This is a genomic window from Shewanella sp. c952 (genome assembly GCF_019654975.1).
Taxonomy (GTDB): Bacteria; Pseudomonadota; Gammaproteobacteria; order Enterobacterales; family Shewanellaceae; genus Shewanella.
Window position 1 is genome coordinate 125,098 of the sequence record NZ_BPEW01000008.1, and the last position, 11,924, is coordinate 137,021.

10 protein-coding genes are annotated in these 11,924 nt (G+C 42.6%); 7 read left to right on the forward strand and 3 right to left on the reverse strand.

Features of this window, described 5'->3' with window-relative positions:
* Window positions 1–135: 135 nt before the first annotated feature.
* Both K5R16_RS08270 and K5R16_RS08275 read left to right on the forward strand, forming a co-directional pair.
* Window positions 136–2,751, forward strand: coding sequence for a TonB-dependent siderophore receptor (locus K5R16_RS08270; protein WP_220737075.1), 2,616 nt, complete (start codon window positions 136–138; stop codon window positions 2,749–2,751).
* Window positions 2,752–2,921: 170 nt separating this feature from the next.
* The gene (locus K5R16_RS08275; RefSeq protein WP_220737076.1) at window positions 2,922–3,299 is read left to right on the forward strand and encodes a YacL family protein; all 378 of its coding nucleotides are present in this window, start codon (window positions 2,922–2,924) and stop codon (window positions 3,297–3,299) included.
* A 76-nt stretch (window positions 3,300–3,375) separates the two neighbouring features.
* On the opposite strand, the gene K5R16_RS08280 is transcribed toward K5R16_RS08275, so the two are convergent.
* Complete coding sequence (locus K5R16_RS08280; protein WP_220737077.1) at window positions 3,376–4,005, reverse strand: response regulator; 630 nt, start codon at window positions 4,003–4,005, stop codon at window positions 3,376–3,378.
* Between the two features lie 87 nt (window positions 4,006–4,092).
* A complete protein-coding gene (gene narQ / locus K5R16_RS08285) occupies window positions 4,093–5,796 on the reverse strand; it encodes a nitrate/nitrite two-component system sensor histidine kinase NarQ (protein ID WP_220737078.1) in 1,704 nt (567 codons plus the stop codon).
* A 240-nt stretch (window positions 5,797–6,036) separates the two neighbouring features.
* On the opposite strand from narQ, the gene nrfA reads away from it, so the two are divergent.
* Window positions 6,037–7,440 carry an ammonia-forming nitrite reductase cytochrome c552 subunit gene (nrfA, locus tag K5R16_RS08290; protein ID WP_220737079.1) on the forward strand — a complete coding sequence of 468 codons (1,404 nt, stop codon included), beginning with the start codon at window positions 6,037–6,039 and terminating at the stop codon, window positions 7,438–7,440.
* A 98-nt stretch (window positions 7,441–7,538) separates the two neighbouring features.
* Here nrfA and K5R16_RS08295 read toward each other — a convergent pair whose 3' ends face one another.
* The gene (locus tag K5R16_RS08295; protein ID WP_220737080.1) at window positions 7,539–8,081 is read right to left on the reverse strand and encodes an isochorismatase family protein; all 543 of its coding nucleotides are present in this window, start codon (window positions 8,079–8,081) and stop codon (window positions 7,539–7,541) included.
* 260 nt (window positions 8,082–8,341) lie between these two features.
* Between K5R16_RS08295 and K5R16_RS08300 the strand changes: the two genes are divergently transcribed.
* The 4 genes from K5R16_RS08300 (at window position 8,342) to K5R16_RS08315 (ending at window position 11,750) form a co-directional block, all read left to right on the forward strand.
* Window positions 8,342–8,680 (forward strand): P-II family nitrogen regulator, encoded by a 339-nt coding sequence (locus K5R16_RS08300; RefSeq protein ID WP_020913967.1) that lies wholly within the window; start codon window positions 8,342–8,344, stop codon window positions 8,678–8,680.
* Window positions 8,681–8,692: 12 nt separating this feature from the next.
* On the forward strand, window positions 8,693–9,943 hold the full coding sequence (locus K5R16_RS08305; protein WP_220737081.1) for an ammonium transporter: 1,251 nt from the start codon (window positions 8,693–8,695) through the stop codon (window positions 9,941–9,943).
* A 192-nt stretch (window positions 9,944–10,135) separates the two neighbouring features.
* Complete coding sequence (locus K5R16_RS08310) at window positions 10,136–10,483, forward strand: hypothetical protein (RefSeq protein ID WP_220737083.1); 348 nt, start codon at window positions 10,136–10,138, stop codon at window positions 10,481–10,483.
* A 100-nt stretch (window positions 10,484–10,583) separates the two neighbouring features.
* Window positions 10,584–11,750: a lipopolysaccharide assembly protein LapB gene (locus K5R16_RS08315; protein WP_259649805.1), complete on the forward strand. Its 1,167-nt coding sequence runs from the start codon at window positions 10,584–10,586 to the stop codon at window positions 11,748–11,750.
* Window positions 11,751–11,924 lie beyond the last annotated feature (174 nt).

The following is an 11,924-nucleotide window of genomic DNA, read 5'->3' on the forward strand; positions in this document are numbered from 1 at the left end:
TTAGCAATGGTAATTGTTTAACTTTTGTTATAAAAATGTTTCGGAAGTGTGTTTTTGCTTCTCTGGGGTGAGTTGTAACTCTGTCCGTAAATTGGGCTGAGATATTTATAAAATAAAAATAATGACGAGAATAAGATGAAACTAAAAAATAAAAACAAGCTAGGGATTAGCTCTTTGAGTTTGGCCATCACGATGGCGCTTTCGGGATTAGCTACATCAGCATTGGCGGCTGAAGAAGAGACTGCGGATCTATCCAATGTTGAAAAAATTGCGGTTGTTGGTTCACGCGCCGCACCGCGTTCAATGGGTGACTCTCCGGTCCCGATAGATATTATTGGTGCAGATGAGATAAAGAAGTCGGGTAATTCTGACATGCTAGAAATTCTGAAAGGGACAGTGCCTTCTTTGAATGTGCACTCTAACCCGATTAGTGATGCCGCTAGTTTAGTACGCCCTGCAAACTTACGAGGGTTACCTGCTGACAGTACATTGATTCTGTTAAACGGTAAGCGACGTCACCGCTCTTCAGTCATCGCCTTTTTAGGTGGTGGAATTAACGATGGTGCCCATGGCCCAGATATTTCGGTGATCCCGAGCGCAGCGCTTAAACAGGTTGAAGTGCTGCGTGATGGCGCAGCGGCGCAATATGGCTCTGATGCGATTGCAGGCGTGATTAACTTTGTGCTTAAAGATGATGCTCAAGGTGGTTCAATTGAAGCAAAGGCGGGTGAGTATTATGAAGGTGACGGCACTACTACAGAGATAAACGGTAATGTTGGCATGCCGCTGACAAAGGATGGCTTTGTTAATTTAAGCTTCCAGTACAAAAACTCAGACCCAACCAGCCGCAGTACTCAACGTCCAGATGCTGCTGCATTTGGTGAAGCTGGTCTAACGGTCGACAATCCTGCACAAGTGTGGGGATCTCCAGAGATAAAAGATGACATCTCTTTGTTTGCCAATGTAGGTTTAGATCTTGATGATAAATCGCAAGCTTACCTCTTCGGTAACTACTCTGAGCGTGATGTAAAAGGCGGCTTCTATTATCGAAACCCTCATAACCGTCCAGGTGTTTACTCTAATGATGATGGCGCAACTTTACTGGTTGGTGATTTGACTCCTGGACCTGTTGGTCAAGTCAACGAAGGTTTGGGTATGGGCGATGGAATTAGCTGCCCTACTATTAATATCACCTCGGCAAATGTCACCACTCAACAAGACTATATTGATGGTGTTCAAAATAACCCTAACTGTTTTGCTTTTAATGAAATGGAAGGTTTGGCAGCAGGGTTTACCCCTAACTTTGGTGGCAACATTGTTGATGCTTCGATTGTTGCGGGTACCAAAGGTGAATTTGAAATTGAATGGTTAGAGGGGGTGCTTTACGATTTTAGTGGCTCATTTGGGCAAAATGCTTCTAGCTATATGATCTATAACACCCTAAACGCTTCAATGGGACCTGATTCTCCTCGTGATTTTAACCCAGGTAAATACACTCAAACTGAGTGGAACTTTAATGCTGACTTCGTCAAATTCGTCGACTGGGGTATGGCTGATGATGTCAGTTTAGCCGGTGGTTTAGAGTGGCATGAAGAGACGTTTGAGGTGACTGCGGGTGATGAACCATCATTTAAAGTTGGGCCTTTAACATCGCAAGGCTTTGGTATTGGTTCAAACGGTTTCCCAGGTTTTCAACCATCTGCAGCGGGTGAATATACCCGTCGTAACGCAGCGGCTTATATAGATGCTAGTCTGCCTATTACGGACTCGTTGCTTGCCGAGCTTGCAGTACGTTATGAAGACTATGAGACATTTGGTTCAACGGTTAACTATAAAATAGCGGCTAACTACAGCATTTTGGATGAGTGGGCGGTACGAGGTTCATTTAACACTGGCTTTAGAGCGCCGACAGTTGGGCAAGCCAATGTGAGTAATGTACAAACTAACCTGTCAGATGGTGTATTAGTTGATTCGGCACTATTACCGCCAACTAACCCTATTTCTGTTCAGTTGGGTGGCACCGAGCTTTCTCCTGAAGAATCGCAAAGCTTTACCTTTGGTACGATTTATACTCAAGGTGATTTCTTCATGACGGTTGATTACTACAACATTCAGGTTGAAGACCGCATCAGTCAGTCAGATAAAATTAGTTTAACCGATGCCGATAAAGCAGCTTTAAAGGCTGCAGGCGTGCCTAACGTTGATGGGCTAAGCCAAGTTAGTTTTTTCACTAACGATTTTGATACAACGACTCAAGGCGTGGATGTTGTTGCTAACTATACTGCAGAACTGCTAGCTGGAGATTCTAGCTTCTCGCTTGCCTATAACTGGAACGAAACAGAAGTTGATCGTTTTTCTGATATCACTGGTGATTTCAAGGTTCAACGTTTAGAGAACGACCTGCCTAAGCACAGAGCAACGTTCACTTGGGGACAGGGCTGGGATAGCTTTGGCCTATTTACCCGAGTCAATTACTTTGGTGAATACCAAGGCGTGCATGTTGACTATGATGCGACAGTTGTTACTGGCAGCGCGGCCGTGACTGTTGATATGGAGTTTAGTTACTTCATTAATGATTCGTTTACTTTAGCAATCGGTGCTCAGAATTTGCTTGATCAGCAAGCTGAAAAGTTGGATTTTGAGAAAAACTCTGGCATTCCAAATAACAACTGGGGTGGCCAGTATTATGAAACCTCACCGTTTGGCTTTAATGGTGGTTACTACTACGTGAAGGGAACTTATAACTTCTAGGTTTTATAAAGATAAACGATATAACCTTGCGATTGACCTTTATAGCCTTGTCTTCTGACAAGGCTTTTTTTGCTGGAGCATAACACCAGCTTAGAGTATTTAGGGCAGTTAAGCGTTTATTAAGTTAAAATGGTAATCAGTTGAGTTTTTACTGAGTTTTGAGCCTAATTATGGAATACGATTTTTTGCGCAATACAATAACCGGCACTGCATTTGCGCGGTTTAGTATGGATCATGAGGCATTAGGTTTTTGGTTGTCGGAAGAGCTAGGTGATAATGCCGAGAAACATGTTGAGATCTGTCAGCATATTGAAAAATTACAAGCTAGCCATTTAAGTGATTGGCGCCTCGTCGGGAAGGCACTCTCTATTGAGCTAGACCGCGAGCAAGCTAGAATTTTTGCTAATAATATCGCCGAAGGTGACTGTGATGATGTTGAGATGGATGAGTCGATGTCATTTTACGATGGTGAGTCAGAAGCTTTTTGCGGACTAGAAGACTTTTACGATGTATTGATTAATTGGCGCAAGTTTTTAGATGAACGCTAATGATGTAATTGATGTCAGTTAAGTATTGAAAAAGGCAGCCTAGGCTGCCTTTTATTGTTTAGTTTTGGATAGATAATTACTGGTTAAGGTATCTAACGGCCATCTCGGTACGAGACTTTGCGTTTGCTTTACGCAGTAAGTTCTTCACATGCACCTTAACGGTACCTTCACTAATATGCAGCTGCTCAGCAACGACGCGATTGCTTTGGCCTTCTGCTAGGTGTTGCAGAATTTCAAGCTCTCTTGGCGTGAGATTCTCAATCCATTCTTGCTCATTGACCGAACTATTTAGCTCCGACAAGTACTCTTTGACATTATCGCTAATAATACGGTGACCAAGCATGGCATTTTTAAGCATATCGAGCAGTAGATCTGGCTCGGTGTCTTTTAGTAGATATCCATCTGCACCCGCCCTTACCAGTCGAATCACATCTTGCTTAGCGTCAGATACCGTTAAAATGACGATGCGAGAGGTAACTCCCTCTTGTCGCAGTGCATTGAGTGTATCTAAGCCTGTCATCCCTTTCATATTCAAATCAAGTAATACGATATCAGGTTCATTTTCAGCGATTGCTGAAAGCGCATCTAGTCCACTTCCTGCTTCACCAAACAGAGTGAAATCTGAATCTGATGTAATAAGCTGACAGATCCCACGACGTAATAATGGATGATCGTCAATAACGAGCACTGAATAAGGCTTACCCATTTAAAGGCCTCCTGCTGAGGTAAATTTGTAATTCGAAAAAATATGCATCTGTTTTGCCTTATGTGCCTGTTTTATTTATCAATAGTTCTATACAGGTTCTTGTTGAGGCGGGAAGGTTAAGGTCACCGTGGCGCCACCTTCCTCATTTTGATTAAATTCTACCACACCTGAGAGGCGACTGGCGCGTTCATGCATGATCCCTAAGCCAAAATGTTGGTCTCTCTCTTTAAGTTTTTCGATGCCCACCCCATCATCACTGATATCGATAATCACTTTTTCATCACTGATCTTCTGACAACTAATGTGAATATGTTTTGCTTTGGCATGCTTTACTGCATTAAGCGTCGCTTCTCGGGTGAGTTGCAGGATATGAATATGCTGATGTGCACCGAGCAATTGCACCGGAAGCTTATAGTCTAGGGTTATTTCGGCATCAGTCTGACCACGAAGCTGCTCTATCATGGCCTCAATAGCATGGCCGAGGTTAGGATCTTTAATGGTCAGTCTGAAGGTTGATAGTAATTCCCTGAGCTGGACATAGGCGGTATTAACCCCTTCGTTTATCTCTTGTAACTGCTCGGCAGCGCGAGGGCTTTTTGAGGTTTTATCTAGCTCTTTAGAAAGCAGGTTAACTTGTATTTTCAAGAAGGATAGTAATTGGCCTAATGAGTCATGCAGTTCGCGAGCGATCACGCCGCGCTCCTCCATCAGTGCGAGCTGTTGTCTCTGCTCTCCAGCATTATAGGTGACCATTGAGCGAGCAAGCATGATGGCAAAATTGCTATAAAGCGCAGTGGAGAAAGGTTGCTGTGAGATCACTTCCAAATAGCCTAAATTATTTTGTTCGAACTGCAGCGCAAACTTTTGCGTGGTTTTAACATCGCGCGGCCACTCCCCTTGTGCATCGATAATATATTGCACTTGCTCATCTTCCACGACGACTAATCTTAAATTGATATCGGGATCATGGCTTTGCAGCTGATTTATTGCATCAGTTAGTGTACTAATGTCTAATTTACTTGAATGCAACATCACCACATTATCGTAGAGTAATTTTAATTCGTTGTTAGCGCGGGTGAGGGCAATTGTCTTTTCTTGGACTTGCGATTCCAGTCCTTGATAAACACTGGCAAGCTTTTTAACCGTGGTATCGAGTGCGCTACTTAATGCACTCAATTCGATATACTCTGTTTTAGGCATATCTACATTAAAATTACCTTGTGAGATTGTATCAGCAGCCTGCATCAATTGTTGCAAAGGTTTAACAACTTTGCGTTTGGCTATTCTGACGGTGACAAAGGCAATGAGTAACATTATTGCCAAACCGGTTATTTGACTAATGGCGAGCATTTTAAGTTTGAAGGCTGCGTGTTGCTCAGTCTCTAGTACAAATAGATCAATGGTGTCGACAAAGTCTTTCAGCGCTGCGGCGTATAACCGAGAGTTCTCGGACTCAATGTAATAGCGCATAATTTGCCACTTATCGATGACAGCTAAGTATTTGTCTTTAAGATCTTGTGGAGTGTACCAAGTTAGGGATGTTCTAAGTGCTTGAGAATTTAATGTATTTTCAAACTCTGTTATTTTATCTGATGCTGACTCACTACCTGAATTGGCATAAAACATAAGCCGATAACTTTGCATTCGCAGTGAGCCTGATGCATTTATCGCCCTAGCATCGCCTAAGCTATACGAAAGGTTAACAATAGCAAAAATGGCAAGTCCACTAGATAGTAATATCAGTGTCAACATGAATCCCCATATTGCGGAGGTAAGTCTGCCTTTTTTCATTCAAAAACTCTCAATTATTGGGTTTATGTGCTATTCGTTTATAGCGGTTCTACATTAGTGGTTGATTGAATACATTAACAAAAACGTAAAAGTGTGAGCAACAACACGTTCACATGTTGATCTAACGCAAGTTTTCCATGGGATACTCCATAAGGGGTATGTTTTTGTTTTGAATAAGAGTCTAACTTCAACCTTGCAATAGGTGGGGCTAAAAATATTATAAAGTAATATGGAGATGAGATGGTGAGAACATTAACTAAAAAGACTTTTGCACTAAGTGCAATGGTTGTTGCTAGCTTACTAGCTGGTAGCACATTCGCAAGTGATAAAACTGAACCTCGTAACGAAGTTTACAAAGATAAGTTCAAAAATCAATATGAGACCTGGCATGACACTTCAGAAAGTAAAGAAGTTGTTGATATGCTTGAGCAAGTGCCAAGCCTAGTTGTCCTTTGGGCAGGTTACGGTTTTGCTAAAGACTATAACGCTCCTCGTGGTCATATGTACGTGGTTACGGACTTAAGAAACACGTTACGTACAGGTGCTCCCAAGTCAGCTGAAGACGGTCCAATGCCAATGGCATGTTGGTCTTGTAAGAGCCCTGACGTACCTCGTATGATCGAAGAGCAAGGTGAAGATGGTTACTTCACTGGCAAGTGGGCTAAAGGCGGTCCTGAGATCGTTAACGCTCTTGGCTGTGCTGATTGTCACGTAAAAGGTTCTTCTAAGTTACGTATGTCTCGTCCATTCGCTGAACGCGCAATGGAAACACTTGGTACTCCATTTGATAAAGCGTCTAAGAAAGACAAACAGTCAATGGTATGTGGTCAGTGTCACGTAGAGTACTACTTCGAGAAGACTAAAGATAAGAAAGGCTTTGTTAAATTCCCTTGGGATATGGGCACCACTGTTGAACAGATGGAAGCTTACTATGACAACATGGAATTCTCTGACTGGACTCACGCCGTTTCTAAAACACCAATGCTTAAAGCACAGCATCCTGGTTATGAAACTTGGCAGTTAGGTGTACACGGTAAGAACAACGTAAGTTGTACTGACTGTCACATGCCTAAAGTTAAGAGTGACAAAGGCCGTAAGTTTACCGATCACAAAGTGGGTAACCCATTCGATCGCTTTGAAGAAACTTGTGCAACTTGTCACGAGCAAAGCAAAGAGTTCATGGTTAACCTAACTGAAGAACGTAAGCATAAAGTTGCTGACCTTAAAGCTCGCGCTGAAGCTCAGTTGGTTAAAGCTCACTTCGAAGCAAAAGCTGCTTGGGATGCGGGTGCTACTGAAACTGAAATGAAGCCTATCCTTATGGATATCCGTCATTCACAATGGCGCTGGGACTACGCAACTGCATCACACGGTGTTGCTGCTCACGCTGCTGATGAAGCGCTTCGTGTACTAGGTACTGCGGTAGACAAAGCTGCTGATGCTCGCATCAAGCTTGCTCAACTGCTAGCTGCTAAAGGTGTTAAGCAACCAATTGCTTACCCTGACACTTCTACCAAAGCTAAAGCTCAAGCTGCTCTAGGTATGGATATGAAGAAGCTGAATGCTGATAAAGCTGAATTCAAGAAGACTATATTACCTAAGTGGGATGCTGAAGCTGAAAAGCGTGAAGCGACTTACAAGTAATAGCTAATATGTAGCTAAGTTTTCTATACATAGCTCTATTGTAAAAAAGCCCTCATTATGAGGGCTTTTTTTATGCTTAACGCTTTATATTTGAGTCGTTATTTAATTAATGTCAGTAATGCTTTAAAGCGCTCGCCTATAGCTTCATGTTGCAGTTCGAATAGCAGTGACTCTACATTGGTTTTGAGTGCGCCGTGTTCCTGCATCATCTCTATACCTAACTGTTTATTCTCGGGCGTTCTCGATGACATGGCATCGACAATTAAGTGTGTTGGATAAGCATTATCGAGAAGGTCCATACAGGTCTGGTAGACACAAACATGAGTTTCTATACCTGCTACCAATATATGTTTCTGTCCCATCGCTGATAGCTTTGCTCGGAATTTAGGGCATTGCCAACCACTAAAGTGCTGCTTTGCAATTGGCTCAGTGGTTTGTATTAACTCGGTGGCTAACACGTCTGTTGTTGCACCAAGTTTATCCGGTAGCTGCTCTAGCCATAAAATAGGTATGTCGAATAGCTGCACCCCTTTTATCAATATGGTCAGTTTTTGGTGTAGTGCTTCACTCTGATGCATCACTCGAGCAAGTTGCCCTTGCACGTCCACAACAACTAATACGCAATCTTCAGGTTTCAACATTCAAGGTCCTTGGTACTTGTGGATTATTTGCACTAGTACAACTCAAATCCGTGCCGTAGCCAATAGGCGATAAGTCTAAGCCGTAATGACTGTGCATTATGGCAGTGCAGTCGCTGCATAAATGCACTCTATTGGTGCGTTTTTATTCCTTCCGTTATGAGTATTATTCTCTATCTGTATGTTTTTAATCGCTTTGCAATTTTGGCCTAATGCTTGAATTGTCTTTATCAGAATTAAAAATAGTCTTCAGGGAGATAGCCATGAAATTGGTCAGTGCCATTATTAAGCCGTTTAAGTTAGATGATGTAAGAGAAGCTATCGCCAGTGTCGGTATTGAAGGGATGACAGTCACAGAAGTTAAAGGCTTTGGTCGTCAAAAAGGCCATACCGAGCTTTATCGAGGTGCTGAGTATCAAGTTGATTTTCTGCCAAAAGTTAAACTCGAAATAGCAACTAAAGCAGAAAATGTCGAAATGCTCGTGGAGGCGATTACCGGTGCTGCTCGAACTGGCAAAATTGGTGATGGCAAAATATTTGTTACCAACTTAGAGCAAGCAACCAGGATAAGAACTGGCGAACTCGATAACGAAGCACTTTAAAGGGGTAGGGAAATGGACGATTTAACTAAACTTGGATTAACAGTAACAGAGCTACGTTTTGCTCTGGATACTTTTTATTTTTTGATCTCCGGTGCGCTAGTGATGTGGATGGCTGCAGGTTTTGCCATGTTAGAAGCGGGACTTGTTCGCTCGAAGAACACCACTGAAATCCTAACTAAGAACGTCTGCTTATATTCTATTGCATGCGTAATGTATCTCATTGTGGGTTACAACATTATGTATGTTGATAACGCTGAGGGAGGTTGGTTACCATCATTTGGTTCATTGATTGGCTCTCAAGCTGATGGGGCGGATCATGCGCTTGAATCTGATTTCTTCTTCCAAGTGGTATTTGTTGCAACAGCTATGTCGATAGTATCTGGTGCGGTGGCTGAGCGCATGAAACTATGGGCATTCTTGGCATTCTCAGTGTTTATGACAGCGGTTATTTACCCTGTTGAAGGCTACTGGACTTGGGGTGGCGGCTTCTTATCCGAAGCGGGATTTGTTGATTTTGCGGGAAGTGGCATTGTGCATATGGCCGGTGCAGCAGCGGCTATCTCTGGGGTATTGTTACTTGGGGCTCGAAAAGGTAAATATGGTGCCAATGGGCAGGTAAACCCTATACCCGGCTCAAACTTACCTATGGCTACCTTAGGCATGTTTATCTTATGGATGGGCTGGTTTGGTTTTAATGGTGGTTCGCAGTTATTGGTATCAGACGTTGAAAATGCCAGTGCGGTGGCAAAGATTTTTGTAAACACCAACTCGGCAGCTGCATTTGGCGCTATCTCTGCATTAATTGTTTGTCGACTCATTTGGGGAAAAGCAGATTTGACCATGATCTTAAATGGTGCTTTGGCGGGCCTTGTGGCGATAACAGCTGACCCATTATCGCCATCATTAGCGATGGCGGGAGTGATAGGCATTGTGGCTGGCGGCGTAGTCATATTTTCTATTGTGGCGTTTGACCGGGTGCAGATTGACGATCCAGTAGGTGCCATTTCGGTGCATGGCGTAGCAGGGTTGCTGGGATTAATGTTAGTACCTATCTCTAATGCAGATGCCTCTTTTATGACCCAGCTTTATGGCGCAGCAGTGATATTTGGTTGGGTGTTTATCGCCTCGACTGTTGTTTGGCTTGGCCTTAAGGCCACTATGGGGATCCGAGTTACTGAAGAGGAAGAGTATAACGGTATGGATGCATCAGACTGCGGCATTGATGCTTACCCAGAGTTTGTATCGGTTAAGAGTGGTAGCTAGAGCTTCACCAAACGAAAACAGCAGAGCTTAGGCTCTGCTTTTTTTATGGAAAAATGTTTACTCGAAGTGCCGAGAACCAGTTTGTTACAGGTGATAAAAAGGGCCGGGATGACGTAAGGCCAATGGATTTGCACGAGTGTTAAGTATAGGATGGAGTTAACGTTATCTTAGGTATTACTTGGTGATGGATTAATGAAAAAAATCATAAATACCGGTTTACTGTTATTGTTCATTAGTAGCTTTAGCGCTGTATCTGGTCAAGTGGTGGTGCGTAAATCCAGTGAACCATTTGATGCTTTTGCTGTTCGTGACCAAGTACTTTTAGAGCATGATTGGCAACAAGCACTTAGGTTTCAACGTCAAATCCAGATCCTACAGGCACTGCCGGTAGGTTGTTTAGCTGTTGCGATTCCTTATCGCTATTTTAGTTGCGGCTCTCAATTTTACCGACCTTATAGCTACCAAAATAAACAACTCTATATTGAGGTCGATGAGCCGTCTTCTAAAGCTTCTCAATCAAAGTCTATAATTATTGATTAATGAGGTCATGCTTTTGATTTACGATTTGTAACGTTTTTAGCAAAGAGAATAAGCCATACCTACTATGCTTATAGGTAAGGTTTCTTGTGTTGAGAGCGTTATGAAGAGAATTTCTATAACCTTGTTATCATTTCTACTGTTGTTGCTACAAGCGTGTAGTTCGACCTCGGAACCAAGCAAACAGTACGCACTTGAAAGCTATTATCATGATGAACACTTCAATGCGATCCCCGAGCTTCCTGCGGCAGACAGCCTATTTTATTTATCAGATAACGATCTTAAAAACGTTCGCAAGGATTTCAATAGAGCCAAGTTGTCTAAATCGAATAATATTTTAGTCCACAAATGGTTAGCGAACTATATTAACGCTCAAGATGGCGGGTTTCGTTATGCCGATAACTTGACCCGCTCTGCCAGTGAAACCTTTAATGACAGGGAAGGGAACTGTTTATCTTTAGTTTTGTTAACCGCGGCTATAGCCAATGAGCTAGATGTAACGGTGCAATTTCAAGAGATTGATGTTCCACCTGTTTGGGATAAACAGGGTGGCTTCTACCTTGTGAATGGTCATATTAATCTTAGATTATTACCGCAAGAGCAGCGCAATAGTATTAATTTTTCTACCGGTGCAATTCAAATCGATTTTTTACCAGAGCGAGCAATGCAAGGCTATGACAAACGCCGAGTGAGCCAGTCGATGGTGGCCTCAATGTATTACAATAATGTTGCTGCCGAAGCTTTGGTAAAGGGACAATATGATAAAGCTTATGGCTTGTTAAAACTCAGTTTGCAGCAGGATAATCAATTCTTGCCAGCGATTAATACGCTAGCGGTGTTATATCGATATAAAGGGCTGGTTGAAGAGGCTGAGGCTTTGTATAAATTAGCCTTAACCATTGATCCCGATGATATGAATGCGCTCTATAACTATGCCATTATACTTGGAGAGCAAAATAGGCTTGATGAGTGGGCTGATGTACACAAAGTCATGGAGCTCGCTCGGATCCATAATCCTTATTATTACTACAGCATGGCGCAACAAGCTTATTTCGAAAAAGAGTATAAGCTAGCGTTAAACTGGTATAAAAAAGCGATTGATAAAGCCGATTACCGTCATGAATTCTATTTTGGGCTTTCTAGAACATATTGGGCTACGGGCGATGAACGCAAAGCTGAAGTCAATATGGAGAAAGCACTATCATTAACCAATGATTCAAACAACAAGCTCCGTTATCAGTCAAAGCTGCATGCAATGAGAAGTCATTAGCTTACAGCTATCGCTAAGGCGACGAGTTATATTATTTTCATCGCTGTGCTTGAGTGTACCTACTGCTCGCATTTTATTGTATAACCTCTAACACCTCTGATAGCACATCCATTATTTCAGCAGCATTTTGTTGTTTTTTACAGCTGACGCCTGTCACGATACTCGCTACTGGCA